This is a genomic window from Pseudomonas sp. JR33AA, assembly GCF_021378985.1.
Taxonomy (GTDB): Bacteria; Pseudomonadota; Gammaproteobacteria; order Pseudomonadales; family Pseudomonadaceae; genus Aquipseudomonas; species Aquipseudomonas alloputida.
The window spans coordinates 534,400-561,149 of sequence record NZ_JAJSAW010000002.1; the positions used below are offsets into that span (position 1 = coordinate 534,400).

General features: G+C 60.9%; 27 protein-coding genes. 9 read left to right on the top strand and 18 right to left on the bottom strand.

The annotated features are described in order from the left end of the window. The first annotated feature begins 86 nt into the window (after nucleotides 1–86). Complete coding sequence (locus tag LVS58_RS05755; RefSeq protein ID WP_012053657.1) at nucleotides 87–680, top strand: phosphoheptose isomerase; 594 nt, start codon at nucleotides 87–89, stop codon at nucleotides 678–680. Next, a complete protein-coding gene (locus tag LVS58_RS05760) occupies nucleotides 677–1,255 on the top strand; it encodes a BON domain-containing protein (RefSeq protein ID WP_019439045.1) in 579 nt (192 codons plus the stop codon). The genes LVS58_RS05755 and LVS58_RS05760 overlap by 4 nt, the downstream gene beginning before the upstream one ends. A gap of 60 nt (nucleotides 1,256–1,315) precedes the next feature. On the opposite strand, the gene LVS58_RS05765 is transcribed toward LVS58_RS05760, so the two are convergent. The 7 genes from LVS58_RS05765 to rplM form a co-directional block, all read right to left on the bottom strand. Next, nucleotides 1,316–1,747 carry a ClpXP protease specificity-enhancing factor gene (locus LVS58_RS05765; protein WP_233690228.1) on the bottom strand — a complete coding sequence of 144 codons (432 nt, stop codon included), beginning with the start codon at nucleotides 1,745–1,747 and terminating at the stop codon, nucleotides 1,316–1,318. A gap of 10 nt (nucleotides 1,748–1,757) precedes the next feature. Continuing rightward, nucleotides 1,758–2,381, bottom strand: coding sequence for a glutathione S-transferase N-terminal domain-containing protein (locus LVS58_RS05770; RefSeq protein ID WP_233690229.1), 624 nt, complete (start codon nucleotides 2,379–2,381; stop codon nucleotides 1,758–1,760). 116 nt (nucleotides 2,382–2,497) lie between these two features. Continuing rightward, nucleotides 2,498–3,277, bottom strand: coding sequence for a cytochrome c1 (locus LVS58_RS05775; RefSeq protein ID WP_233690230.1), 780 nt, complete (start codon nucleotides 3,275–3,277; stop codon nucleotides 2,498–2,500). After that, a complete protein-coding gene (locus LVS58_RS05780; RefSeq protein ID WP_003251825.1) occupies nucleotides 3,277–4,488 on the bottom strand; it encodes a cytochrome b in 1,212 nt (403 codons plus the stop codon). The genes LVS58_RS05775 and LVS58_RS05780 overlap by 1 nt, the downstream gene beginning before the upstream one ends. After that, nucleotides 4,488–5,081 carry a ubiquinol-cytochrome c reductase iron-sulfur subunit gene (gene petA / locus LVS58_RS05785; protein WP_003251823.1) on the bottom strand — a complete coding sequence of 198 codons (594 nt, stop codon included), beginning with the start codon at nucleotides 5,079–5,081 and terminating at the stop codon, nucleotides 4,488–4,490. The genes LVS58_RS05780 and petA overlap by 1 nt, the downstream gene beginning before the upstream one ends. A 262-nt stretch (nucleotides 5,082–5,343) precedes the next feature. Next, nucleotides 5,344–5,736 (bottom strand): 30S ribosomal protein S9, encoded by a 393-nt coding sequence (gene rpsI, locus LVS58_RS05790; protein WP_003251821.1) that lies wholly within the window; start codon nucleotides 5,734–5,736, stop codon nucleotides 5,344–5,346. Nucleotides 5,737–5,750: 14 nt separating this feature from the next. After that, a complete protein-coding gene (gene rplM / locus LVS58_RS05795) occupies nucleotides 5,751–6,179 on the bottom strand; it encodes a 50S ribosomal protein L13 (RefSeq protein WP_003251819.1) in 429 nt (142 codons plus the stop codon). A 258-nt stretch (nucleotides 6,180–6,437) separates the two neighbouring features. Between rplM and LVS58_RS05800 the strand changes: the two genes are divergently transcribed. After that, nucleotides 6,438–7,478, top strand: coding sequence for an NADP(H)-dependent aldo-keto reductase (locus tag LVS58_RS05800; protein ID WP_233690231.1), 1,041 nt, complete (start codon nucleotides 6,438–6,440; stop codon nucleotides 7,476–7,478). 190 nt (nucleotides 7,479–7,668) lie between these two features. Continuing rightward, nucleotides 7,669–8,589, top strand: a complete 921-nt coding sequence (locus LVS58_RS05805; RefSeq protein WP_233690288.1) for a GlxA family transcriptional regulator — start codon at nucleotides 7,669–7,671, stop codon at nucleotides 8,587–8,589. A 109-nt stretch (nucleotides 8,590–8,698) separates the two neighbouring features. Here the strand turns inward: LVS58_RS05805 and zapE are convergent, their stop codons facing one another. The 3 genes from zapE to LVS58_RS05820 all read right to left on the bottom strand — a co-directional run bounded on the left by zapE (nucleotide 8,699) and on the right by LVS58_RS05820 (nucleotide 11,947). Then, nucleotides 8,699–9,793, bottom strand: coding sequence for a cell division protein ZapE (zapE, locus tag LVS58_RS05810; RefSeq protein WP_233690232.1), 1,095 nt, complete (start codon nucleotides 9,791–9,793; stop codon nucleotides 8,699–8,701). A 149-nt stretch (nucleotides 9,794–9,942) separates the two neighbouring features. Further along, nucleotides 9,943–11,286: a tryptophan--tRNA ligase gene (locus LVS58_RS05815; protein WP_233690233.1), complete on the bottom strand. Its 1,344-nt coding sequence runs from the start codon at nucleotides 11,284–11,286 to the stop codon at nucleotides 9,943–9,945. 25 nt (nucleotides 11,287–11,311) lie between these two features. Next, nucleotides 11,312–11,947, bottom strand: coding sequence for an alpha/beta hydrolase (locus LVS58_RS05820; RefSeq protein ID WP_233690234.1), 636 nt, complete (start codon nucleotides 11,945–11,947; stop codon nucleotides 11,312–11,314). 135 nt (nucleotides 11,948–12,082) lie between these two features. Between LVS58_RS05820 and LVS58_RS05825 the strand changes: the two genes are divergently transcribed. Next, on the top strand, nucleotides 12,083–12,520 hold the full coding sequence (locus tag LVS58_RS05825; RefSeq protein WP_003251807.1) for a YhcB family protein: 438 nt from the start codon (nucleotides 12,083–12,085) through the stop codon (nucleotides 12,518–12,520). Nucleotides 12,521–12,675: 155 nt separating this feature from the next. Here LVS58_RS05825 and LVS58_RS05830 read toward each other — a convergent pair whose 3' ends face one another. Continuing rightward, entirely contained in the window at nucleotides 12,676–13,872 is a 1,197-nt protein-coding gene (locus LVS58_RS05830; protein WP_233690235.1) for a methionine gamma-lyase, read from the bottom strand. 127 nt (nucleotides 13,873–13,999) lie between these two features. Here LVS58_RS05830 and LVS58_RS05835 point away from each other — a divergent pair, with 127 nt between their 5' ends. Further along, nucleotides 14,000–14,479, top strand: a complete 480-nt coding sequence (locus LVS58_RS05835) for an Lrp/AsnC family transcriptional regulator (protein ID WP_233690236.1) — start codon at nucleotides 14,000–14,002, stop codon at nucleotides 14,477–14,479. An 86-nt stretch (nucleotides 14,480–14,565) separates the two neighbouring features. Here the strand turns inward: LVS58_RS05835 and cysN are convergent, their stop codons facing one another. From cysN to LVS58_RS05850, 3 genes are all read right to left on the bottom strand, one after another. Further along, nucleotides 14,566–16,467 carry a sulfate adenylyltransferase subunit CysN gene (gene cysN / locus LVS58_RS05840; protein WP_233690237.1) on the bottom strand — a complete coding sequence of 634 codons (1,902 nt, stop codon included), beginning with the start codon at nucleotides 16,465–16,467 and terminating at the stop codon, nucleotides 14,566–14,568. A 16-nt stretch (nucleotides 16,468–16,483) separates the two neighbouring features. Next, a complete protein-coding gene (gene cysD, locus LVS58_RS05845) occupies nucleotides 16,484–17,401 on the bottom strand; it encodes a sulfate adenylyltransferase subunit CysD (RefSeq protein ID WP_233690238.1) in 918 nt (305 codons plus the stop codon). A 224-nt stretch (nucleotides 17,402–17,625) separates the two neighbouring features. After that, the gene (locus LVS58_RS05850; protein WP_233690239.1) at nucleotides 17,626–18,384 is read right to left on the bottom strand and encodes a Nif3-like dinuclear metal center hexameric protein; all 759 of its coding nucleotides are present in this window, start codon (nucleotides 18,382–18,384) and stop codon (nucleotides 17,626–17,628) included. A gap of 168 nt (nucleotides 18,385–18,552) precedes the next feature. Between LVS58_RS05850 and algW the strand changes: the two genes are divergently transcribed. Next, nucleotides 18,553–19,713, top strand: coding sequence for a Do family serine endopeptidase AlgW (algW, locus tag LVS58_RS05855; RefSeq protein ID WP_233690240.1), 1,161 nt, complete (start codon nucleotides 18,553–18,555; stop codon nucleotides 19,711–19,713). Nucleotides 19,714–19,889: 176 nt separating this feature from the next. Here the strand turns inward: algW and LVS58_RS05860 are convergent, their stop codons facing one another. The 4 genes from LVS58_RS05860 to LVS58_RS05875 all read right to left on the bottom strand — a co-directional run bounded on the left by LVS58_RS05860 (nucleotide 19,890) and on the right by LVS58_RS05875 (nucleotide 24,047). Next, nucleotides 19,890–20,654 carry an amino acid ABC transporter ATP-binding protein gene (locus tag LVS58_RS05860; protein WP_016498022.1) on the bottom strand — a complete coding sequence of 255 codons (765 nt, stop codon included), beginning with the start codon at nucleotides 20,652–20,654 and terminating at the stop codon, nucleotides 19,890–19,892. Between the two features lie 10 nt (nucleotides 20,655–20,664). Beyond that, complete coding sequence (locus tag LVS58_RS05865; RefSeq protein WP_233690241.1) at nucleotides 20,665–21,762, bottom strand: amino acid ABC transporter permease; 1,098 nt, start codon at nucleotides 21,760–21,762, stop codon at nucleotides 20,665–20,667. 10 nt (nucleotides 21,763–21,772) lie between these two features. Beyond that, complete coding sequence (locus LVS58_RS05870; RefSeq protein ID WP_233690242.1) at nucleotides 21,773–22,951, bottom strand: amino acid ABC transporter permease; 1,179 nt, start codon at nucleotides 22,949–22,951, stop codon at nucleotides 21,773–21,775. 67 nt (nucleotides 22,952–23,018) lie between these two features. Continuing rightward, entirely contained in the window at nucleotides 23,019–24,047 is a 1,029-nt protein-coding gene (locus LVS58_RS05875; protein ID WP_233690243.1) for an amino acid ABC transporter substrate-binding protein, read from the bottom strand. Nucleotides 24,048–24,379: 332 nt separating this feature from the next. On the opposite strand from LVS58_RS05875, the gene LVS58_RS05880 reads away from it, so the two are divergent. Both LVS58_RS05880 and rhlB read left to right on the top strand, forming a co-directional pair. After that, nucleotides 24,380–25,036: an alpha/beta hydrolase gene (locus LVS58_RS05880; protein WP_233690244.1), complete on the top strand. Its 657-nt coding sequence runs from the start codon at nucleotides 24,380–24,382 to the stop codon at nucleotides 25,034–25,036. Between the two features lie 100 nt (nucleotides 25,037–25,136). After that, nucleotides 25,137–26,579, top strand: a complete 1,443-nt coding sequence (rhlB, locus tag LVS58_RS05885) for an ATP-dependent RNA helicase RhlB (protein WP_233690245.1) — start codon at nucleotides 25,137–25,139, stop codon at nucleotides 26,577–26,579. The last annotated feature ends 171 nt before the right edge of the window (nucleotides 26,580–26,750 follow it).

The window sequence follows — 26,750 nt, forward strand, 5'->3', positions numbered from 1 at the left end:
ACCCACTTCGTTTTTTTTGCTCTATGTATCGCGGGCTGGTCGTTGTTGCGCGTAGCAAAGGCCACCGCCCCCTTTAAGGTCACCAGATGGACATGCAATCCCGAATTCGCCGGCTGTTCGAGGCCAGCATCGAAACCAAGCAACAGGCAATGGACATCCTGGCACCGCACATCGAGCAGGCCAGCCTGGTCATGGTCAATGCGTTGCTCAACGAGGGCAAGATGCTCGCCTGCGGCAATGGCGGCTCGGCCGGCGATGCCCAGCACTTTTCATCGGAGCTGCTCAACCGCTTCGAGCGCGAGCGTCCCAGCCTGCCAGCCATCGCGCTGACCACCGACAGCTCGACCCTGACCTCAATCGCCAACGACTACAGCTACAACGAAGTCTTTTCCAAGCAGATCCGCGCCCTGGGCCAGCCCGGTGACGTTCTGCTGGCGATCTCCACCAGCGGCAATTCGGCCAACGTAATCCAGGCAATCCAGGCCGCACATGACCGTGAAATGATTGTCGTAGCATTGACGGGTCGCGACGGCGGCGGCATGGCTTCGCTGCTGCTGCCCGAGGACGTGGAAATCCGCGTGCCTTCGACAGTTACCGCGCGTATCCAGGAAGTCCACCTGCTGGCGATCCACTGCCTGTGCGATCTGATCGACAGCCAACTGTTCGGGAGTGAAGAATGACCCCTATGCGCCTCGGCCTGATGGCCCTGACCCTGTGCCTGAGCGTCACTGGTTGCAGCTCGGTACTCACCTCTACCCGCAATTCGCCGATCGAGGACGATCGCGGCACGCGCACCATCGGTAGCAAGATCGACGACTCGCTGATCGAGACCAAGGCTGCCGTGAACATTTCCAAAGCCAACCCAGACCTGGACAAGGGCTCGCACATCGTTGTCAGCAGCTACAACGGCATCGTCCTGCTGGCCGGGCAAACCCCGCGCGCCGACCTCAAGAGCCTCGCGGAGCAAACCGCCAGCCAGGTCCAACGGGTCAAGAAAGTACACAACGAGCTGCAAGTGATGCAGCCCTCCTCCATTCTGGCGCGCAACAACGACGCCTGGCTGACCACCAAGATCAAGACCCAGATGCTGACCGACAGCGCCGTGCCCAGCTCGCGCATCAAGGTGATCACCGAAAACGGCATCGTCTACCTGCTGGGTCTGGTCACCCGTCAGGAAGCCAACTCGGCCACCGCCGTGGTGCAGGGCGTGTCGGGCGTACAGAAGATCGTCAAGCTGTTCGAATACATCGATTGACGGAGTGATTGCCTGGACAAGGCCAAACAAAAAGGCGATCCATCTGGATCGCCTTTTTTGTTACTTGACCACTTTCAGGCTTGGCCGGCCAGTCGGACGCGGCGGCTGCCCTCCACCTTCTGGCGGGCCATCGTCATCCGGCTGCACAGCATCGTCTTCCAGCTCGTCGCCTTCCATCGAAGACGACTCCAGCTCGAAGACCATTCCCTGGCCATTTTCGCGGGCGTAGATACCCAGGATTGCACCAACCGGTACAAACAGCGAGTGAGCCACGCCACTGAAGCGGCCCTCGAAGCTGACTGCGTCATTGTCCATGTGCAGGCTACGCACAGCACTTGGCGAGATATTCAAGACGATCTGGCCATCACTGGCGAAACCATCCGGCACCTGAACTTTCGGGAATTCGGCATTGACCAGCATATGGGGCGTGCAATCGTTGTCGACGATCCACTCGTACAGTGCTCGAACCAGATAGGGGCGACTGGAGTTCATCAACGGCTCCTTAAAGCTTGCGCATTTCACGTTCTACGGAGGACAGGCTCGCCTGAAAAGGCTCGCGGGCGAACTGGCGCTCCATGTAATCCAGCAGCGGCTTGGCTTGCCGCGGCAATTCGATACCCAACACCGGCAAACGCCAGAGTATGGGCAATAGACAGCAATCGACCAGGCTTTGCTCATCACTCATGAAGCAGGCGAACTCGCCAAACAACGGCGAGACCCCGGTCAGGCTTTCGCGCAAGGCCTTGCGCGCCTCGGTTCGGGCAGCTTCACTGCTACGCGGGTCAAGCACGGTATCGGCCAAGGCACACCAGTCGCGCTGGATGCGGTGCATCAGCAGACGGCTGTTGCCACGCGCAACCGGGTATACCGGCAACAGCGGCGGGTGCGGGTAACGCTCCTCGAGGTATTCCATCACCACGGTCGATTCATACAACGCCAGGTCACGATCGACCAAGGTCGGCACGCTGCCATAAGGGTTGACCTCGGCCAGCTTCGGCGGCAGGCGGGTGGGATCGACATCGATCAACTGCACGCTGACGCCCTTCTCAGCCAGAACCAGGCGCACCCGATGAGAATAGTGATCAGCGGGATCGGAATAGCAGGCTAACCTGTTGGTTGCGCCCATGTAGCGGCTCCTCGCACGGATGCTTGTGCAACTTTAAATGAAAACGCGCCCGGGGAGACCTGGCAATACTGCCAGGCCGCCCCGGGCGCGTTCAACAACCAGAAACTACTGCGTGATCAGTGCACGTCCTTCCAGTATTCACGCTTGAGCAAGTAGGCGAATACGAAGAAGAAAGCCAGGTACAGCAACACATAGGTACCGATGCGCTGGCTTTCCAGTTTGACTGGGTTGGCCGAATAGGCCAGGAAGGTCACAAGGTTCTTGACCTTCTCGTCGAACTGCTCGGTCGTCAGGGTACCGGAATTCGGCGTAATGGTCAGCTGATCGCAAGCTTCATGGGTCAACGGGCTGCCGGTCAACGGGTCGAATTGCTTCTTGCCATCAACCACCGTCTGTACCTGCTTGCAACCCACCACCTGGTTACCTTGCAGACCAACCAGCACGTTAGGCATGCCGACGTTCGGGAACACCTTGTTGTTCACCCCGTAAGGGCGCGATGGGTCCTCATAGAAGCTGCGCAGGTAGGTGTACAGCCAATCGGTACCGCGCACGCGGGCGACCAGCGTCAGGTCGGGCGGCGCGGCACCAAACCAGGTCTTGGCGTCGCTTGGCTTCATGCCGATCTGCATGTGGTCACCGATCTTGGCACCCGTGAACACCAGCTTCTCGAGCATCAGCTCGTGTGGGATACCCAGGTCATCAGCCACCCGCTCATAACGCTGGAACTTGGCACTGTGGCAACCCATGCAATAGTTGGCGAAGGTCCGCGCGCCGTCCTGCATGGCGGCCTTGTCAGTCAGGTCGATATCGACCTTGTCCAGCTCCAGGCCATGTTCGGCAGCGAAGGAAAAGGCAGGCATCACTGCCAGCAAAAATACTGCAATCAACTTTTTCATCAGCCAGTCACCCTTTCCGGAACCGGTTTGGTCTTCTCGAGCCTTGTGTAGAACGGCATCAGCAGGAAGTAGGCGAAGTACAGCACCGTGCACACCTGCGACAGCAAGGTACGCCCAGGTGTCGGTGCCAGGACCCCCAGCACGCCGAGGATGACGAAGGCCACGCAGAACACCAGCAGGAAGACCTTGCTGATCCAGCCCTTGTAACGCATGGAACGCACCGGGCTGCGGTCGAGCCAGGGCAGCACGAACAGCACGGCGATGGCCGCCCCCATGGCAATGACGCCCATCAGCTTGTCGGGCACCGCACGCAGAATTGCGTAGAACGGTGTGAAGTACCACACCGGCGCGATGTGCTCAGGGGTCTTGAAGGCGTTGGCTTGCTCGAAGTTAGGTTTCTCCAGGAAGTAACCGCCCATTTCCGGGAAGAAGAACACCACGGCGCAGAACACGAACAGGAACACCACCACGCCGACAATGTCTTTGACGGTGTAGTACGGGTGGAACGGAATACCATCCAGCGGAATACCGTTTTCGTCCTTTTTCTTTTTGATGTCGACGCCGTCAGGGTTGTTCGAACCCACTTCGTGCAAGGCGAGGATGTGCAATACCACCAGACCAAGAATCACGATTGGCAGGGCGACCACATGCAGGGCGAAGAAGCGGTTCAGGGTGATGCCCGAGATCAGGTAGTCACCGCGGATCCACTGGGTAAGGTCATCACCGATCACCGGGATGGCACCGAACAGCGAAATGATCACCTGGGCGCCCCAGTACGACATCTGACCCCATGGCAGCAGGTAGCCCATGAACGCTTCAGCCATCAGCGCCAGATAGATCAGCATGCCGAACAGCCAGACCAGCTCGCGTGGCTTCTGATAGGAGCCATAGAGCAGGCCGCGGAACATGTGCAGGTAGACCACGATGAAGAACGCTGACGCACCTGTGGAGTGCAGGTAGCGCAGGATCCAGCCGTATTCCACGTCACGCATGATGTACTCGACCGAGGCGAACGCCTCTTCCGCCGAGGGCGTGAAGCTCATGGTCAGCCACACGCCGGTCACGATCTGGTTGACCAGCACCAGCAATGCCAGGGAGCCGAAGAAGTACAGAAAGTTGAAGTTCTTGGGTGCGTAATACTTGCTGAGGTGGTCTTCCCACATCTTGGTGGCGGGGAAGCGAGCATCAATCCAGTCCATGAACTTGCTCATCATGCGTTCTCCTGGTCGACGCCAATGACGATGATCTCGTCCGACTCGTAAGAGTGCGGTGGCACGGGCAGGTTGAGAGGCGCTGGCTGGGACTTGTAGACACGGCCAGCCAGGTCATAGTGAGAGCCGTGGCACGGGCAGAAGTAACCCCCTACCCACTTCGGCCCCAGGTCGGCGGGCGCCACTTCTGGTCGGAAGGTGGGCGAGCAGCCCAGGTGCGTGCACAGGCCGACGAGAATAAGAATTTCCGGCTTGATCGAGCGAACCTCTGGGTCGACGTACGCTGGCTGTACCGAGGCCTTGGACTCGGGGTCCGACAGGTCACCCGTGATTTTTTTCAGATTGCCAAGGATTTCCTCCGTTCGCCGCACGATGAATACGGGCTGGCCACGCCACTCGGCCACCATCTGCTGCCCCGCCTCGACCTTGGCGATGTTGACCTTCACCGGTGCACCCGCGGCTTTCGCCTTGGCACTGGGAAACCATGACCCCACGAACGGTACCGCAGCCCCCACTGCCCCCGCCGCCCCGACCACGGATGTCGCGGCTACGAGGAAGCGGCGCCGGCCTGCGTTGACGCCGTCATTGCTCATTCAGTCCTCTCCCATCAGCTTGCTTGGCCAGTTGGACCTGGCCTGTACTTAGGTTGTGTCAATGGCACTAAAAATTGGCCGCCATGGTAAGAAACAAATCCACACACTGACAAGGTGATTACCTTGGCAAGGGCGACAACCCACGCTTTGCTTGATCTACGTCTATGCGACGAGCGGCCACTGACTGCTGACAGGTTAGTTCAAGGCTAAAAAAAAAGCCCGGTTCCAAGGAACCGGGCTTTTTTCGACTGCCGAAGCGGTATTAACGCTTGGAGTACTGAGGACGCTTACGCGCTTTACGCAGACCCACTTTCTTACGCTCAACTTCACGAGCGTCGCGGGTGACGTAGCCAGCACGACGCAGAGCGCCACGCAGGGTTTCGTCGTATTCCATCAGAGCGCGGGTGATACCGTGACGGATCGCACCGGCCTGACCGCTGACACCACCACCGGAAACGGTGACGTAGATGTCGAATTTCTCAACGGATTCAGTCAGCTCGAGCGGCTGGCGAACAACCATGCGAGCGGTTTCGCGACCGAAGAACACGTCCAGAGAACGGTTGTTGATGGAAATGTTACCAGTACCCGGACGCAGGAATACGCGAGCGGTTGCGGTCTTGCGACGGCCAGTGCCGTAATTTTGAGTCGCCGACATAATGAACTATCCCGTTAGATCTTCAGTTCTTGAGGCTGCTGAGCAGTGTGTGGGTGAGCAGCACCCGCGTACACTTTCAGCTTACGGTACATGTCGCGACCCAGCGGGTTCTTAGGCAGCATGCCTTTGACCGCAGTTTCGATAACACGCTCAGGGGCCTTGGCGATCAACTTCTCGAAGTTGATTTCCTTGATACCGCCTGGGAAACCGGAGTGGGAGTAGTACATCTTGTCGGAAGACTTGGCACCAGTCACACGAACCTGCTCGGCGTTGATAACGACGATGTAGTCGCCGGTGTCAACGTGAGGGGTGTATTCTGGTTTGTGTTTGCCACGCAGACGGGTAGCGATTTCGGTAGCCAGACGACCCAGGGTCTGGCCAGCGGCGTCGACTACGAACCACTCGCGCTTTACTGTTTCCGGTTTAGCAGTAAAAGTTTTCATTCTCTAAAGCCTCAGAGGCCGCCCAGCGAAAAATAGACGGCGAATCTTACTGGATAGTGCACAGCTTGCCAAGGGCAAGCGCGCAGCCGAACACAGACGCTTTTGGGGGCTCGGGTCGGGCACGCCAATGTTCGACGGGGTTCTTCCTGCGTGATGGTGCATCACTTCCGCCACGCGGAGAGGGGCTGAATTATCCAGATTGCGCGAAAAATATCAACCTGCTTTGATTGGCTTCTATTGCCAAGGAGTGACTAACCGATGGAATACCGCCAGCTCGGCCGTACCGACCTCAACGTCAGCGCCCTGTGCCTGGGCACCATGACCTGGGGCGAGCAGAACATCCAGGCCGAGGCCTACGAACAGATTGCCCGGGCCAAGGCCGCCGGGGTCAACTTCATCGACACCGCCGAAATGTACCCGGTCCCTCCCCGCCCGGAGACCTACGCGGCCACCGAGCGCATCATCGGCAACTGGTTCCGTGACCATGGCGACCGCGACGAGTGGATCCTGGCCAGCAAGGTTGCAGGCCCGGGCAACGGCATCAGCCATATCCGCGACGGGCAGCTCAAGCACAACCGCCAGCACATCGTCGCGGCGCTGGACGAAAGCCTCAAGCGCCTGCAGACCGATCGAATCGACCTGTACCAGTTGCACTGGCCAGAGCGCAGCACCAACTTCTTCGGCAAGCTGGGCTACCAGCACCTGCCGCAGGATCACTTCACCCCCCTGGAAGAAACCCTCGAAGTGCTCGACGAGCAGGTGCGTGCGGGCAAGATCCGCCACATCGGCCTGTCCAACGAAACGCCGTGGGGCACCATGAAGTTCCTGCAACTGGCCGAGAGCCGTGGCTGGCCGCGGGCCGTATCGATCCAGAACCCGTACAACCTGCTCAACCGCAGCTTCGAGGTGGGCCTGGCAGAAGTGGCGATACGCGAGCAGTGTGGCCTGCTGGCCTATTCGCCGCTTGCCTTCGGCATGCTCTCGGGCAAGTACGAGAACGGCGCACGGCCTGACAATGCACGCCTGACCCTGTTCAGCCGCTTTGCCCGTTACTCCAACCCACAGACCGTGGCAGCCTGCAGCCGCTACGTGCAGCTGGCCCGCGAGCACGGCCTGGACCCGGCGCAAATGGCCCTGGCGTTCGTCACTCGGCAGCCGTTCGTGACCAGCAACATCATAGGCGCCACCAGCCTGCAGCAGCTGGACAGCAACCTGGCCAGCCTTGAACTGAACCTGAGCGCCGATCTGCTGACAGCGATCGAAGCCATTCATCAGGAGCAGCCCAACCCGGCGCCTTGAGCCAAACACTGCGCCCCGCTTCGCGCCGCTGTGACATGGGGTAGACACAATCGCCAAAAAATAAGACGATCCAGCCGGTGATTGACCACTCTACCCTATAAGAACAATGACAATGATGTTTACCCAACCCTCAGCGTCGCTGCGGCGCGTCAGCATCCTGGCCATTGACAAGGTGTTCGCTTCGACCTTGATGCAGGCCAAGGACTTCTTCCACCTCGCCAGCCTGCGCTACAGCAAGCAGCTGGGCCTGGGCTTGAAGCCCATGTTCGACATCCGCCTGGTGAGCCCTGATAGCCAGCCCGTGGACAGCTTCAGCAATGTGCAGTTACCGGTTGACGGTGGCCTGGACGACGCCGATGTGATCATCCTCCCGGCCTACTGGGATGATTTCGACAACCTGCTGCAACGTTATCCCCAGGTGCTGCCGTGGCTGCGTGAACAGCATGCACGTGGCGCGGTGCTGTGCGCCGAGGCCAGTGGTGTGTTCTGGCTGGCCGAATCCGGCCTGCTCGATGGCAAGGAGGCGACCACCTATTGGCGCTTCTTCAACAGCTTTGCCGAACGCTTCCCGAAGATTCGCCTGAACCAGGACAAGCACCTGACCGACGCCGACAACATCTATTGCGCCGGCGGTGCAACTTCGGCCTGCGACCTGTACATCTACCTGATCGAACGCTTCTGCGGTGCCAACGTGGCGCGTGCAGTGTCCCGCGACATCCTCTACGAAGTGCAACGCAACTACACCCCGGGGCGCATGGGCTTTGGCGGGCAGAAGCTGCACCAGGACCTGATCATCCTGCAGATCCAGCACTGGCTGGAGGAACACTTCGCCGACAAGTTCCGCTTCGAGGATGTGGCCCGTAACCACGGCATGAGCATCCGCAACTTCATGCGCCGCTTCCAGGGCGCTACAGGTGACAAGCCGCTGCACTACCTGCAACGGTTACGCATCGAGACAGCCAAGGGGTTGTTGTCGAGTACGCGCAAGAGCATCAAGACCATCAGTTACGAGGTGGGGTATGACGATGCCAGTTTCTTTGCGCGGCTGTTCCGCCAGCACACCGAGTTGTCGCCGAACCAGTATCGGCAGCAGTTCATGCAGGAAGCCTGAAAGGCTTCCCGAGCGGCACGTTTCGAGCTTGAAGCGACAAGGAAAACCAGAGCGGATCGCGCGTTGCCCTGACGTTCCCTTGCCGCCTACCCCGAAGCTGCCGCTGCGGTCAGGGCTTGTGCGGGCGCGACAGGAATTCGTGCGACTGCATCTCCAGCAACCGGCTCAGGGTACGCTGGAACTCGAAGCTCAGACGCCCACCGGTATACAGGTCCTTCAACTCCACCTCTGCCGAGATGATCAGCTTGACGTTGCGATCGTAAAACTCGTCGACCATGTTGATGAAACGACGGGCGATGTCGTCGGTGGTGACGCCCATCTGCTCAACGTTGCTCAGCAATACGGCGTGGAAGATCTTGCCTAATTCAATGTAGTCGTTCTGGCTACGCGGCCCGTCGCACAGGGCGCGGAAGTCGAACCAGGCAACGTCGTCGCAAGTACGCAGGGCATTGATCGGGCGGTTCTCGATCATCAGCACGTCATTTTCGATCGCCTGGGTACACTCAGGGGTGAGCGCCTTGAAGCTCGCGCGCATGCTCTGGTGCGCTGCGTCATCCAGCGGGAAGTGGAACAGTTCGGCCTGCTCCAGGTGACGCAGGCGGTAGTCGACCCCGCTATCGACGTTCACCACGTCGGTGTACTGCTTGATCATGGCGATGGCCGGCAGGAAGCGCGCACGCTGCAGGCCGTCCTTGTACAGGCCGTCCGGCACGATGTTGGACGTGGCCACCAGCGACACACCATTCTTGAACAGCTCTTCCATCAAGGTGCCGAGGATCATGGCGTCGGTAATGTCCGACACGAAGAATTCGTCGAAGCAAATCACCTTGGCTTCTTCGCTGAAGCGCTTGGCAATGATGGTCAGCGGGTTCTTCTCGCCCTTGAGGGTTTTCATCTCCTCGTGCACCCGCTTCATGAAGCGGTGGAAGTGCGTACGCATCTTCTGCTTGAAGGGCAGCGCTTCATAGAAGGTATCAACCAGGTAGGTCTTGCCTCGCCCCACCCCACCCCAGAAGTACAGGCCCTTGACCGGGGTCTGCTCCTTCTTGCCGAACAGCTTGCCGAACACGCCCGGCTTGTTGTTCTGCGCGTGCACCAGGTCGTCGTACAGGCGCTGGAGGTGACGCACCGCAGTTTCCTGCGCCGCGTCATGGAAGAAGTCGGGACGTTTCAGATCTGCTTGATAGCGTTCTAAGGGAGTCATGATTCGTTAGCGAGGCAACAAAAAACGGGCCGTCACTGTAGCGACAGGCCCGCTTAATGGCAATCAGACTTGCGTCAATATGCCTCATCCAGCATAGCTTATGCGTTGGATGGCACCGGCTTTGCCGGTGTTCGCGAGTAAACTCGCTCCTACAATGGCTGAAGCGCTACCCGTAGACCTTCGATGGCGGCATCACGGGCTTCGGCGCTGTCGAACTGCGGCCCTTCGGCAACCTGCTCGCCATTGAGCCACAGGCCGAAGCTCAGGCCTTCGACCCGGACATCGGCCTCGCCACCCTGCTGCAACTGCTTGCTCACGGCACCGGCACTCTTGCCGTCAGCGAAGCTGCGCGACAGCAACAGTTGCTCACCGTCAGCGGCCAGCAGGCGGAAACGGAAGCTGCCGTCTTCGTCACGGAAGCTAACAAAGCGTGCGCTCTTGGCAGCCTTCTTCTTCACCTCGGTGCTGGCCTGCACGCTGCTGCGGAACGAACGCAGGCCAACGGCCTCGCGCAGCTGCTCGAGGAACGGTGTGGCGATCTTGCGGGCCTTGGCGGCGCCGGCCAGCAGGATGTCTTCCAGGTCCGCAGGACGTGCGATCAGCTGGTGATAGTACTCGCGCTTCTCGGCCAGTTGCCCGTCCAGCAGCTGGAACAGGCGCTGCTTGGCATCGCCCCAACCCAGGCCCTGCAGCAGCTCTTCGCGGAACCCGGCGCATTGCTCGGGCGTCGAGAAGGCCTGGTACAGGGTGAACAGGTGCGCGTTGTCCGGGTCTTTCGCTTCACCGGGCGCGCGCGAATCGGTGACGATGCGCGAGATGGCGTCTTTCATGTCCTTGGCGCTGGTGAACAACGGGATGGTGTTGTCATAGCTCTTGGACATCTTGCGCCCATCCAGGCCCGGCAGGGTCGCCACGCTTTCCTCGATCACCGCCTCCGGCAAGGCGAAGAAGTCCTTGCCTTGACCGAACAGGTGGTTGAAGCGCTGACCGATATCGCGGGCCATTTCCACGTGCTGGATCTGGTCACGGCCGACCGGCACCTTGTTGGCGTTGAACATCAGAATATCGGCGGCCATCAGCACCGGGTAGCTGAACAGGCCCATGGTCACGCCGGCGTCCGGGTCTTCGCCGTTCTCGACGTTCTTGTCCACCGAGGCCTTGTAGGCATGCGCACGGTTCAGCAGGCCTTTGGCAGCAACGCAGGTCAGCAGCCAGGTCAGCTCGGGGATTTCCGGGATGTCGGATTGGCGATAGAAGGTCACCTTGTCCGGGTCCAGGCCACCGGCCAGCCAGGTGGCGGCGATTTCCAGGCGCGAGCGCTGGATGCGCAGCGGGTCGTCGCACTTGATCAGGGCGTGGTAGTCGGCCAGGAAGTAGAACGAGTCGACACCGGGCTGCTGGCTGGCACGGATCGCCGGGCGAATGGCGCCGGCGTAGTTGCCCAGGTGCGGAGTGCCGGTGGTGGTGATACCGGTAAGGATGCGCGTGGTCATGGGTGTTCGCTTATTCAGGCTTGGCTCAGTTCGAAAGGCGCGGCAGCAGCAGATCCTTCAGATCGGTCAGCTTGCCATGGAAGAAGTGTCCGCATTCTGCCACTTTCAGCAGCTCATGGGGACGCGACAGGCTGTCGGACCATTCGTAAACCAGCTGCGGCGCGACGACTTCGTCGGCGTCCGGCTGCACCACGGTGAGCGGGCAGCGCTGCGGCAGCGGGAATTCGGCGGTCAGGCGCATGACTGCCGGGGCGATCATGAACAGGTGCTGCAACTCTACGCCTGCAGTTTCAAGGCGCCCGGCCAGGCTGGTGGCAACGAAACCACCGAACGAAAAGCCCATCAGCACCAGCGGGAGCTCGGGGTGCCTGGCACGCAGCCATGCTGCAGCGGCCTCGGCATCGGCCACTTCGCCAGCACCCATGTCGTGGCTGCCGGCGCTCTGGCCGACGCCACGGTAGTTGAAACGCAAGGTCACATAACCGGCATCACGTGCGGTGCGCTGCAGGGTCGAGACAACCTTGTTGAGCATGGTGCCGCCCTGGACCGGGTTAGGGTGACAGATCAGCACCGCGCCACGGGCTTGCGCCACGTCCAGGTACAACGCTTCCAGTTGGCCGCTGGGGCCATCGATGAACAAGGGGGTTTCGCGGACAAGCAAGGCACTACTCCGTGACCTCGGGAAGGGTCGATTCGTCTAGGTGTGAAATTCTGTTCTGATTTGCGATCGCTCGCGGTATACAGCGCAGGTCTGAGCCGTTAACGTAAAGCAAAGCCGTTTATAGAGGAAGGACTCGTGGAACTCTCGCTCCTTGTTTGGTTGTTGCCAACCCTGGCCCTGGTCATCGGTGTGGCAGTCGGTTTCATTGTTGCCCGCCTGCTGCCCAATGCGGCCCCGAGCAACACCCAGCGTCAACTGGATGACATCCAGAAGCGCTTCGACAGCTACCAGAACGAAGTGGTCACCCACTTCAACAGCACCGCCATGCTGGTCAAGAAACTGACCCAGAGCTATCAGGACGTACAAGATCACCTGGCTGAAGGCGCCAACAGCCTGGCCCTCGATGACGTCACTCGCCAACGCCTGCTGGCTGCGCTGCACTCCGACGCACCGCAAGGCCCGCGTGACCGCCTGACCCCACCTAAAGACACCGCTGAAGTACCGCGCGACTATGCGCCGAAAGTGCCCAACTCGCCGGGCATGCTGGATGAGAGCTACGGGCTCAAGCGTTGATCTGCTGAAAATGAAAAAGGCCTCGCAAGAGGCCTTTTTTGTGGGCTGGATTTACCGGCCTCTTCGCGGGTGAACCCGCTCCTACAGGGCCGCGCAGGTTTCAGATATTACGCTCAACCTGTGGGCGTGCCCGCGAAAGGACCAGTGCAGGCAACCTAACAGCAGGCCTGCAATGCCTGTTCGACATCTGCCAGCAGGTCCTCCACATCCTCCAGTCCAACCGACAGACGCACCAACCCCTCCGAGATCCCGTGATGCGCCCGTTCCTGCGGCGTATAGCTGGAGTGCGTCATGCTCGCCGGGTGCTGCGCCAGCGACTCGGCATCCCCCAGGCTCACCGCCCGGGCAAAAAGCTGCAGCGCATTCATGAAGCGCCGCCCCGCCTCTATGCCACCCTTGAGCTCAAAGGCAATCATCCCGCCAGGCAACCGCATCTGCCGCTGGGCCAGCTCGTACTGGGCAAACGACGGCAACCCTGGGTAGTGGATAAGCTCCACCTGCGGCTGCCGAGCCAGAAATTCCGCAACCTGCCGGGCATTGCTGCAATGCCGGTCCATGCGCAGAGCCAGGGTCTTGATACCTCGCATCAGCAGCGCCGCATCATGCGGTGACAGCACCGCCCCGGTCATATCCTTCAGGCCTTCCAGGCGGATACGGTCTACCAACGCCTTGCGCCCCACCACCAACCCGGCAGTGATGTCGCCATGCCCACTGAGGTACTTGGTCGCCGAGTGCACCACCAGGTCCGCCCCCAGCTCCAGTGGCCGCTGCAGGTACGGCGTACAGTAGGTGTTATCGACCACCACATGCACATCATGCCCCCGCACCGCCTCGACTACCGCCGCAATGTCCACGAGTTGCATGTTGGGGTTGGCCGGTGTTTCGAAGTAGATCATCCGCGTTTTGCTGCTGATCGCCGCTTTCAGGGCCTTGGCATCGTTGAGATCCACATGGCGAACTTTCACCCCGAACTCACCAATACCGTGGTGCAGAAACGCGAAGGTACAGCCATACAAGGTGCGTCCGACAATCAGCTCATCGCCAGGCCTTAGCAGGGTCCATATGGTTGAGGTAATCGCGCCCATCCCCGAGGCCAACGCCAACCCCGCTTCACCGCCCTCCAGCGAAGCCATGCGCTGCTCCAGCAAGGCCAGTGTGGGGTTGGAAATGCGGCTGTAGAAATGCCCAGGCTCCTCCCCGGCGAAGCAGGCAGCCCCGTATTCAACAGTGGGGAAGGCATAAGTAGCCGTCTGGTACACCGGTGGCACCAGGGCGCCACCATGGGAAAGCGGGTCATAGCCATGATGAATGGCCCGCGTGGAAAAACCGGTGTTGTGGTGGGAGTCGCGCATGGCAACAGCCTCTTGTGGTTTGCTATAAGCTTATGCCACCGAGCTGCCCGATTTTTTCCAAAGTGGCCCACATATCCGTGCGTCTGTTGGAATGAAAACAAAAATTACCGGATCAGGAGGGCAAAAAATGCCTTCAAGCCTCGACCGCACCGACCGCGCCCTACTCGCTGCCTTGCAAGACAACGCCCGCCTCACCGTTGCAGAACTCGCCGACCAGGTGGCACTGACCACCTCGCCCTGCTGGCGACGGGTCAAGTTACTGGAGGAAAACGGCTACATCACCGGCTACCAGGCCATCCTCTCGCCCAAGTCGCTGGGGTTTGGCGTGACCGCATTCGTCAGCATCATGATGGACTCGCACACCAAGGACATGGCACTGGCGTTCGAACAACGCCTGATGGAAATCCCCGAGATCGTCGCCTGCCACAACATCTCCGGGCGCTATGACTTTCTGCTGGAGATCCTGGCACGGGACCTGGAATCGTTTGGCGAATTTACCCGGGAAGTGCTGCAGCGGTTGCCGGGGGTGAAGGAGATCTATTCGAGTTTTTCGTACAAAGCGGTGAAGGACAGACGGGTGATACCGGTGTCGGAAAAACATATCTGAGACAGATCTTTCCGAGCATTGGGAAGGATCCTGAACGTGAGACAAAAAACCCCGCCGAAGCGGGGTTTTCAATTGCAGGCTGGCGCTTAGATCGCGCCACGCTGACGCAGCACGTCCAGCACCTGTTTCACGCCCTCGTCCACGCTGGTGGCCTGGGTGTCGATCACCAGATCAGCATCCAGCGGCACATCGTACGGGAAGCTTTCGCCCGGGATGTTGTCGCCACCGGCAGCGTACAGGCCTTGCGGGTCACGCTCGCGGCAAACCAGCGGCGAGGCCTGGACGTAAACGGTCACCAGGCGTTCCTTGCCGATCAGCGCCTTGGCCTGTTCGCGGCCTTCGGCATCCGGGGCCACGAACGCAGCCAGGGTCAGCATGCCGGCCTCGTTGAACTGGCGCGCCACATGGGCGGCGCGGCGCCAGTTCTCGGTACGGCCAGCGCGATCCTGTGGCAGGCCCTTGTTCAGGTCGTGACGCAGGTTCTGGCCATCGAGCACGTACACCGCACGGCCCATGTCGAACAGCTTGCGCTCCACGGCATAAGCCAAGGTGCTCTTGCCGGCACCGGACAGGCCGCTGAACAGCACGGTGGCTGGCTGCTGGCCGAAGCGCAGGGCGCGCTCTTCGGTGGACACATGGGCCTGTTTGCCATGATGGCCGGTGCTGCCGTGTGGCAATACTGGCGGGGCGATGATCATGCCGGCGCCAACGGTGCCGTTGGTCAGGCGGTCGATGACGATGAACGCACCGGTGGTGCGGTTGCTGTCGTAACCGTCGAGGGCGATCGAGGTGTCCAGGGCTACCTTGACGCGGCCGATCTCGTTCAGCTGCAGCGCGCTGGCAGCGCCCTGCTCCAGGGTGTTCACATCAACCTTGTGGGTGATGCTGGCAATCGAACCTGGCACGTAGCTGGTGGCACGCTTGATGTCGTATTTCTTGCCCGGGAGCATCGGCTCCTCGGCCATCCACACCAGCATGGCGTCGAACTGGTCGGTGACCGGCGGGACGTTGTCGGCATGTACCAGCAGGTCGCCACGGGAGATGTCGATCTCGTCTTCCATGGTCAGGGTCACGGCCTGGCCTGGGCCGGCGTTTTCCAGTTCACCTTCGTAGGTGACGATGGACTTGACCCGGCTGCTCTTGCCCGACGGCAACACGACAATCTCGTCACCTTTGTGCACCACGCCGCTGGCGATGGTGCCGGCGAAGCCGCGGAAGTTCAGGTTGGGACGGTTGACGTACTGCACCGGGAAACGCAGGTCGGTGAAGTTGCGGTCAGCCGAAACCTCGACGGTTTCGAGGATTTCCATCAGCGTCGGGCCGGCGTACCACGGCGATTGCTCGCTGTGGTTGACCACGTTGTCACCCTTGAGCGCCGACATCGGCACGAAGTGCAGGCTGCTCGGGGTCAGGTTGATGGCTTCGGCAAACTTCAGGTAGTCGGCCTTGATCGACTCGAAGACGCCTTCGTCGAAACCCTTCAGGTCCATCTTGTTGACCGCGACCACGATGTGCTTGATGCCCAGCAACGACGCAATGTAGCTGTGGCGGCGGGTCTGGGTCTGCACGCCGTAGCGGGCATCGACCAGAATGATCGCCAGGTCGCAGGTGGACGCACCGGTGGCCATGTTGCGGGTGTACTGCTCATGGCCCGGGGTGTCGGCGATGATGAACTTGCGCTTGGCGGTGGAGAAGTAGCGGTAGGCGACATCGATGGTGATGCCCTGCTCGCGCTCAGCCTGCAGGCCATCGACCAGCAGCGCCAGGTCGACTTCTTCGCCGGTGGTGCCGACTTTCTTCGAATCACGGGTGATGGCCTCGAGGTGGTCCTCGTAGATCATCTTCGAATCGTGCAGCAGGCGCCCGATCAGGGTGCTCTTGCCGTCATCCACGTTGCCGCAGGTGAGGAAACGCAGCAGTTCTTTACGCTCGTGCTGAGCCAGATAAGCGAGGATATCTTCGCTGATCAAATCGGATTGGTGCGACATGGAGTAACCCTGAAAATTAGAAGTAGCCCTGACGTTTTTTGTCTTCCATGGAACCGGCGCCATCGTGGTCGATGACCCGGCCCTGGCGCTCGGAAGTGCGCGTCAGGAGCATTTCCTGAATGATGTCGGTCAGCGTCTCGGCTTCCGACTCGACGGCGCCCGTCAGCGGGTAGCAGCCGAGGGTACGGAAACGCACCTTCTTCTTGACGATGCGGGCTTTTTCTTCCTCGGAGAGGTGCTCGAGGATGCGCTCGTCGTCGATCATGATCAGGGTGCCGTTCTTCTCGATGACTTCACGCTCGGCGGCGAAGTACAGCGGCACGATCGGGATGCCTTCAAGGTAGACGTACTGCCAGATGTCCAGTTCGGTCCAGTTCGACAGCGGGAAGACGCGGATCGACTCACCCTTGTTGACCTTGCCGTTGTACACGTTCCACAGCTCGGGGCGCTGGTTCTTCGGGTCCCAGCGGTGCTTGCTGTCACGGAACGAATACACACGTTCCTTGGCCCGCGACTTCTCTTCGTCGCGGCGCGCACCACCGAAGGCAGCGTCGAAACCATACTTGTCCAGCGCCTGCTTCAGGCCCTGGGTCTTCATGATGTCGGTGTGCTTGGAGCTGCCATGGGTGAACGGGTTGATACCCTGCGCCACACCCTCAGGGTTGACGTGGGTGATCAGCTCCAGGCCCATTTCCTCGACCATCTTGTCGCGGAAGCTGTACATCTCCTGGAATTTCCACTGGGTGTCGACGTGCATCACCGGGAACGGCAGCTTGCCCGGGAAGAAGGCCTTGCGCGCCAGGTGCAGCATCACGGCGGAGTCCTTGCCGATCGAGTACAGCATCACCGGGTTGTCGAACTCGGCGGCCACCTCGCGGATGATATGGATGCTCTCCGCCTCCAGCTGTTTCAAGTGCGTCAGTTTGTCGACCATGGCTACTCACGAAAAACGATCTTATGGACGGCCTACGGGCCGTGTTCGAGCGAGCCACTTTATCACAGCGGCTGCTTCTATTTAGGAGGCTGGCTAGATCGAAAAAGTCTAACGATATGACTGGGGGTTTGGGCCCGCAGGCCCGGCCTTTTCGCGGGTGAACCCGCGCCTACCGAGGCCCGCGCGTAAGAGCGGGTTCACCCGCGAAGAGGCCGGCCCTGCCATCAGATAGGATTCGGGCAATCGATGAACAGGTGTTCCACGGCAAACCGCCGCGCCAAGTAGTCACCCAGCGCCTGCACCCCATAGCGTTCGGTGGCATGGTGCCCCGCAGCGATGAAGCTGACGCCATTCTCGCGCGCACTGTGGTAGGTCTGTTCGGACGCCTCGCCGGTCAGATACAGGTCGACCCCGGCGGCAATTGCCGTGTCGATATAGCCCTGCCCGCCGCCGGTGCACCAGCCCACCCGGCGGATCATTTCATCGCCTTCGACCAGCAACGGCTCACGCCCCAGCACCTCTTGCACCCGCCGGGCAAAATCGCGCGCGGTCATCGGCTCAGCCAACGAACCGACCAGGCCGACCACCTTGGGGTTTTCCGGGTCAAGCGGCCCTTCGACAGTGATCTCCAGTTGCCGCGCCAGCTGCACGTTGTTGCCCACTTCCGGGTGCACGTCCAGCGGCAGGTGAAATGCCAACAGGCTGATATCGTTATTCAGCAAGGTCTTCAGGCGACGCTGGCGAATGCCGGTGATACACGGGTTCTCGCCCTTCCAGAAATAACCATGGTGCACCAGCACCAGGTCGGCCTCGGCCTCGACGGCGGCATCCAGCAATGCCTGGCTGGCGGTAACACCACTGACAATACGGCTGACCTGCGGCCGGCCTTCGACCTGCAGGCCATTGGGGCAATAATCCTGGATCCTCGCGCTGCCCAGGTAACGCTCGGCTTCCTCGACCAGGGTGTTTAGAGCGACGGCCATGAAAATCTCCTCGAAAACTGCGCTTTTCTCGGGCACAACGCCTGACGAACGCCCGTATAATGCCGGCCATTATGGGCCGTCGCTGTCACTGGGGGAACCGGTGTATGATCGCCCGCGCTCATGCCCCACTGCCAGGCCGCTGGCCCCTGCTCTTTCCAGGATTCGTTCATGTTCAAGGCTTTGCGTTACTTCGGCTGGCCCCTGCTTACCGGCATACTGATCGCCATGCTGATCATCCAGCGTTTTCCGCAATGGGTCGGGCTGCCCAGCCAGGACGTCAACCTGCAGCAAGCCCCACAGACCACGCGGATCATGCAAGGCCCGGTGTCCTACGCCGACGCCGTGACCCTGGCCGCCCCGGCGGTGGCCAACCTGTACACCACCAAGGTGGTGAACAAAAGCGCCCACCCGCTGTTCGAAGACCCGCAGTTCCGCCGCTTCTTCGGTGACAACCTGCCCAAACAGCGCCGCTGGGAATCAAGCCTGGGCTCGGCGGTAATCATGAGCCCAGAGGGCTACCTGCTGACCAACAACCATGTCACCAGCGGCGCCGACCAGATCGTCGTAGCCCTGAAGGATGGCCGCGAAACCCTGGCCCGCGTGATCGGCAGCGACCCGGAAACCGACCTGGCGGTGCTGAAGATCGACTTGAAGAACCTGCCGGCGATCACCATCGGCCGTTCCGACACCATTCACATCGGCGACGTGTCGCTGGCCATCGGCAACCCGTTCGGCGTCGGCCAGACTGTAACCATGGGCATCATCAGCGCCACTGGCCGCAACCAGCTGGGGCTGAACAACTACGAAGACTTCATCCAGACCGACGCGGCGATCAACCCGGGCAACTCCGGTGGCGCGCTGGTGGATGCCAACGGCAACCTGATCGGCATCAATACCGCGATCTTTTCCAAGTCCGGTGGCTCGCAGGGCATCGGCTTCGCCATCCCGGTAAAACTGGCACTGGAGGTGATGAAGTCGATCGTCGAACACGGCCAGGTGATCCGTGGCTGGCTGGGTATCGAAGTACAGCCACTGAGCCAGGAGCTGGCAGAATCGTTCGGCATGAAGGACCGCCCAGGCATCGTGGTGGCGGGTATCTTCCGCGAAGGGCCAGCGGCCAAGGCCGGGCTGCAACTGGGTGACGTGATCCTGAGCATCAATGGCGAGCCGGCCGGCGATGGGCGCAAGTCGATGAACCAGGTTGCACGGATCAAACCCAACGAGAAGATCACCATCGAGGTGATGCGCAACGGTCAGCAGTTGAAGCTGGTGGCCGAGGTGGGGCTGCGGCCGCCGCCGGCGCCGGCTGTAACGCAAGAAGAAAAGTAAAGCCGTACAGAGGACCTCTGTAGGAGCGGCCTTGTGTCGCGATGGGGCGCGTAGCGGCCCCAGGATTTCAGCGTTCCAGCAAATATCGGCGGGGCCGCGTTGCGGCCCGATCACGACACAAGGCCGCTCCTACAGGGACCGCGTCAGCCGCCCCGATGGGGCGGCCTTGGGTCACATCAATGCAGGATCTGGCTCAGGAACAACCTGGTCCGGTCGCTGCGCGGCCGGTCGAAGAAGTCATCCGGCGCGGCCTGTTCCACAATCTCGCCCTTGTCCATGAAGATCACCCGGTTCGCCACGGTACGGGCAAAGCCCATTTCGTGGGTCACGCAGAGCATGGTCATGCCATCCTCGGCCAGGCCCACCATGGTATCGAGCACTTCCTTGACCATTTCCGGGTCCAGTGCCGAGGTTGGTTCGTCGAACAGCATGATCTTGGGCTTCATGCACAGCGCGCGGGCAATGGCCACACGCTGCTGCTGGCCACCAGACAACTGACCAGGGTACTTGTGTGCCTGCTCCGGAATCCGCACACGCTCCAGGTAGTGCATGGCAATTTCCTCGGCCTTGCGCCGTGGCATCTTGCGCACCCACATCGGCGCCAGGGTGCAGTTCTCCAGGATGCTCAGGTGCGGGAACAGGTTGAAGTGCTGGAACACCATGCCCACCTCGCGGCGGATGGCCTCGATCTGCTTGAGGTCGTTGGTCAGCTCCACGCCATCGACCACGATGCGCCCTTGCTGGTGCTCTTCCAGGCGGTTGAGGCAGCGGATGGTGGTGGACTTGCCCGAGCCGGACGGCCCGCACAGCACGATGCGTTCGCCCTGACGCACGTTCAGGTTGATGTCCTTGAGCACATGGAACTGGCCATACCACTTGTTCACACCCTGCATCTGGATGATGCCTTCGGGGCCAGCAGGCTGCTTGATCGCTTCACTCATTTCGAAACTCCTAACGCTTGTGGCCAGTGTCCAGCTTGCGCTCCAGATGCATGGAGTAGCGGGACATACCGAAACAGAAAATCCAGAACACCAGGGCAGCGAACACGTAGCCCTCGGTGGCCATGCCCAGCCAGGCCGGGTCTGCGGCTGCTTGCTTGACGCTGTTGAGCAGGTCGAACAGGCCGATGATGATCACCAGGCTGGTGTCCTTGAACAGGGCAATGAAAGTGTTGACGATGCCGGGGATCACAAGCTTCAACGCCTGAGGCAAGATCACCAGCCCCATCGAGCGCCAGTAGCCAAGGCCCATGGCCGCGGCGGCTTCGTACTGGCCCTTGGGGATGGCCTGCAGGCCGCCGCGCACCACCTCGGCGATGTACGCCGACTGGAACAGGATCACACCGATCATCGCCCGCAGTAGCTTGTCGAAGCTCATGCCTTCTGGCAGGAACAACGGCAGCATCACCGACGACATGAACAGCACGGTGATCAGCGGTACGCCCCGCCAGAACTCGATGAAGGTCACGCACACCACTTTCACGGCCGGCATCCTCGAACGCCGGCCCAGTGCCAGCAGGATGCCCAGCGGCAAGGCGCCGACGATGCCCACGGTGGCGATCACCAGGGTCAGCATCAACCCGCCCCACTGGCTGGTCGGTACGCTTTCCAGGCCCAGGTACCCACCGTGCAGCAGGGTATAGGCCAGTACCGGGTACAGCACCAGGAATCCCACGCCGTAGAAGGCTTTGCGCGGGAAACGCTTGATGAACAGCGGCGCGGCGCCGAGCACGGCAAGCCACACGGTCAAGTCGACACGCCAGCGCAGCTCGGTCGGGTAATAGCCGTACATGAACTGGCCAAAGCGCTGCTGCACGAACACCCAGCAGGCGCCTTCCTTGGTGCAATCGGCGCGCGTGGTGCCAACCCAGTTGGCATCGATCAACGCCCACTGCAGTAACGGCGGCACGATCAGCCACACCAGGTAGATGGCGAACAGGGTCAACAGCGTGTTGAGCCAGCTGGAGAACAGATTGGCACGCATCCATGCGAGCACGCCGACGGTTTTCACCGGTGGCGGCATATCGGGTTTGAAAACATGGGCATTCACGGGCGTATCCTCACCGCTCGATCAGCGCAATGCGCTTGTTGTACCAGTTCATCAGCAGCGAAATGCTGATGCTGATGGCGAGATAGACACTCATGGTGATGGCGATCACCTCGATGGCCTGGCCGGTCTGGTTGAGCACCGTGCCGGCGAACAGCGAGACCATCTCCGGATAGCCGATACCGGCCGCCAGCGAAGAGTTCTTCGCCAGGTTCAGGTATTGGCTGGTCAGCGGCGGAATGATCACCCGCAGTGCCTGGGGGATGATCACCTTGCGCAGGGTCGGGCCCTCGCGCAGGCCCAGCGAGCGCGCGGCTTCGGTCTGGCCATGGCTGACCGAACGGATCCCGGAGCGCACGATCTCGGCGATGAAGGCTGCCGTATAGATAGTCAGCGCCAGGGTCAGCGCCAGCAACTCGGGGATCAGCACCCAGCCACCGACAAAGTTGAAGCCTTTGAGCTGCGGCACTTCCCAGCTGACCGGGCTGCCGAACAGCAACACGCTCAGCCCCGGGATGGCAATGAACAGCGCCAGGCCCACCCAGAACTTGTGGAACGGCACGCCGGTCTCGTCGAAGCGCTTGTTGGCGAAACGCACCATCAGCACGATCGCCACAATCGCGACTGCCAGGGCCGCCACGAATGGCCAGAAACCGTCGGCCATCGACGCGCCCGGCATGTTCAGGCCGCGGTTGCTGATGAAGAACATGTCATCGATGTTGATGCTGCCCCGCGGTCCCGGCAGGGTCAGGAACACGGCGAAGTACCAGAACAGGATCTGCAGCAACGGCGGAATGTTGCGGAAGGTTTCCACATACACGGTTGCCAGTTTGCTGATCATCCAGTTCGGTGACAGGCGCGCTACACCAATGATGAAGCCCAGAATCGTCGCCAGGATGACGCCGATGAAAGTGACCAGCAGGGTATTGAGCAGGCCGATGACGAACACCCGCGCATAACTGTCGGATTCCACATAGGGGATCAGGTGCTGGGCGATGCCGAAGCCGGCACTGCGGTCGAGGAAGTCGAAGCCCGAGGTGATACCCCGGTGTTGCAGGTTGGTCTGCGTGTTGTTGAACAGGTACCAGCCCAGCCCGACCACGAAGACGATCGTGAGGATCTGGAACAGCCACGCGCGCACACGCGGATCGTTAAGGGACAAGCCCTTGGGTGCGCCGATTTGATTTTGCATGAAGTGCCCCGGACAGTAGGGATTCGAACAGCCTGCGGCAGCGGGATGCCGCCGCAGGGTGCAGCCATCAGCGCACGGGAGGCGCGTACTGGATGCCGCCGTTGTTCCACAGGGCGTTCATGCCACGGTCGATCTTCAAGTCAGTGCTCTGGCCCAGGTTCTTCTCGAACACTTCGCCATAGTTACCCACTTGCTTGACGATCTGCACTACCCAGTCTTTGGGCAGCTTGAGGTCCTTGCCGTACTCGCCATCCGCACCCAGCAGTCGGGCGACATCCGGGTTCTTGGTGGCCTTGGCTTCGGCCTCGACGTTCTTGGAAGTGATGCCCGCTTCTTCGGCATTGAGCATGGCGAACAGGGTCCACTTGACGATGCTGAACCACTCCTCATCACCTTTACGCACGACCGGGCCCAGCGGCTCCTTGGAGATGGTTTCCGGCAACACCACGTAGTCGGTCGGCGCGGCCAGCTTGGAGCGCTGGGCGAACAGCTGCGATTTGTCCGAAGTCAGCACGTCGCAACGGCCAGACTCCAGCGACTTGGCGCTCTCGTCAGAGGTGTCGAAGGTAATCGGGGTGTACTTCAGGCCATTGGCGCGGAAGAAGTCCGATACGTTCAGCTCGGTGGTGGTACCGGCCTGGATGCAGATGGTCGCGCCATCGAGCTCTTTGGCGCTGGAAACGCCGAGCTTCTTGTTGACTAGGAAGCCGACGCCGTCATAGTAGGTGACACCCGCGAACACCAGGCCCATGCCGGCATCGCGCGAGCTGGTCCAGGTAGTGTTACGCGACAGCACGTCGACCTCGCCCGACTGCAGGGCAGTGAAGCGTTCCTTGGCGTTGAGCTGGCTGAACTTGACCTTGGTGGCATCACCGAACACGGCGGCGGCCACGGCGCGGCAGACATCGGCGTCGATGCCGACAATCTTGCCCTGCGCATCAGGTACCGAGAAGCCTGGAAGACCGTCGCTCACGCCACACTGGACGAAGCCCTTCTTCTTTACCGCATCGAGGGTGGCGCCGGCCTGGGCATTGCTCACGGCGCCCAGCGCGGCGGCAGCGGTCAGGACTGCCAGGGTGGTTTTCAACATCTTCATTCACAACCTCCAAATCGCTCTTGTTGTATCGAGCCGGAATTGCACCGCACCCTTTTGAGGCGTATCCGACCCGTATTGGCTTGTTATTGGGTCAATTGGCGCAATGGACTGTTCTGTGACAGCCTTCGCGTGCAGAGGGTGTTACCGTCACGGCCTGCCCTTTGCATCACAGGGGGAGTTGCAAACCGCGTACCAAATTTTCTGGCTGTAGCGTTTAAGCGCTCGTCAAGTAGTAAAAGTTGTATCGTTGCGACATTCTTTTTCCCACAATCATTTCCGGTGCTTTCTTTTCACGCACGCCATAACAAGACCCGCACACTTTCGGAGCAGTCATGACCAACCCGCTGATTCTCGAACCACAGAAAACCGCTGACGCCTGTGTGATCTGGTTGCACGGTCTGGGGGCCGACCGTTACGACTTCCTACCTGTGGCCGAATTCATGCAGGAGCGTTTGCTCAGCACTCGCTTCATCATGCCCCAGGCACCGACCCGCCCCGTGACCATCAACGGCGGCTATGCCATGCCCAGTTGGTATGACATCAAGGCCATGACCCCGGCCCGCGCCATCGACGAAGCGCAGCTGGAGGCGTCTGCCGAGCAGGTGGTTGCCCTGATCAAGGCCGAGCAGGCCAAAGGCATCAACCTGTCGCGGATCTTCCTGGCCGGCTTCTCCCAGGGCGGCGCGGTGGTGCTGCACACGGCCTATATAAAGTGGCAGGAAGCACTGGGCGGGGTGATCGCCCTGTCCACCTATGCCCCCACCTTCAATGACCAGCATCAGTTGAGTGCCTGCCAGCAACGCACCCCGGCCCTGTGCCTGCACGGTGTGCATGACCCGGTGGTCATCCCGTCCATGGGCCGTACCGCCTTCGAGTACCTGAACAGCTGGGGCGTCGCTGCCCGCTGGTACGAATACCCGATGGAACACGAAGTGGCGGTCGAAGAACTGAACGATATCCACGACTGGCTGAGCAACCAGCTGCAATAGGCAGCCTCGCTTGTAGTTGTGGGCGTATTCCGCTACGCCGCGCCCGGATCTTGCATTACACTGCCCGGCGTACATTCCTTAATCAGTTGATGAGACGACCGTGCTCAAAGCACTCAAAAAAATATTCGGCAAGGGAGAGGCCGCACCACAAGCCGCCGCTCCTGCTGCCAGCGTGACGCCGGAAGCCCGGCCCGCAGCAAAACCGGCCGCACCACAGGCCAACCCCGCCCCCAAGGCTGAGCAACCTGCCGCCGCGACACCACCTGCCGAACAACCGGCCAAGGACAAACCGCGTCGCGAACGCAAGCCCAAGCCGCAGGCCAGCCTGTGGAAGCCCGAAGACTTCGTTGTCGAGCCACAGGAAGGCAAAACCCGCTTCCACGACTTCAAGCTGTCCAACGAGCTGATGCACGCCATCCACGACCTGGGCTTCCCGTACTGCACGCCGATCCAGGCGCAGGTCCTGGGTTACACCCTGCGTGGCCAGGACGCCATCGGCCGGGCCCAGACGGGTACCGGCAAGACGGCCGCCTTCCTGATCTCGATCATTTCCCAGTTGCAGCAGACGCCGCCGCCTAAAGAGCGCTACATGGGCGAGCCGCGCGCGCTGATCATCGCCCCCACCCGCGAGCTGGTGGTGCAGATCGCCAAGGACGCCGCTGCCCTGACCAAGTACACCGGCCTGAACGTGATGAGCTTCGTCGGTGGCATGGACTTCGACAAGCAGCTCAAAGCCCTTGAAGCACGCCACTGCGACATCCTCGTAGCTACCCCAGGCCGCCTGCTGGACTTCAACCAGCGCGGCGAGGTGCACCTGGACATGGTCGAGGTGATGGTGCTGGACGAAGCCGACCGCATGCTCGACATGGGCTTCATCCCCCAGGTGCGTCAGATCATTCGCCAGACGCCGCCGAAAAGCGAGCGCCAGACCCTGCTGTTCTCCGCCACCTTCACCGACGACGTGATGAACCTGGCCAAGCAGTGGACCACCAACCCGGCCATTGTCGAGATCGAGCCGGAGAACGTGGCCAGCGAAACGGTGGAGCAGCACGTGTATGCGGTAGCCGGCAGCGACAAGTACAAACTGCTGTATAACCTGGTGACCCAAAACAAGTGGGAACGGGTGATGGTGTTCGCCAACCGCAAGGACGAAGTGCGGCGCATCGAGGAAAAGCTGGTACGCGATGGTATCAATGCCGCCCAGTTGTCGGGCGACGTGCCGCAGCACAAGCGCATCCGAACCCTGGAAAGCTTCCGCGAAGGGCGCATTACCGTGCTGGTGGCCACGGACGTGGCCGGGCGCGGGATCCATATCGATGGCATCAGCCACGTGATCAACTTCACCCTGCCGGAAGACCCTGACGACTACGTGCACCGCATTGGCCGTACCGGCCGTGCCGGCACCAGTGGTGTGTCGATCAGCTTTGCCGGTGAAGACGACTCGTATCAGCTGCCGGCGATCGAAACGCTGCTGGGACGCAAGATCAAGTGCGAAATGCCGCCGGATGAACTGCTCAAGCCGGTGCCGCGCAAGCATCACTGACATGCGCCCTGTGGGAGCAACTGTCTTGCTCAATGTCTAAAAGCTGGCGCGATCCCTGTAGGAGCGGGTTTACCCGCGAATACGGAAGTGGCGGCAACGGTGAACGGCGGGTGGAGATTGGCCAGCAGGGCCGGCCCTTTCGCGGGTAAACCCGCTCCTACGGGCGACCGG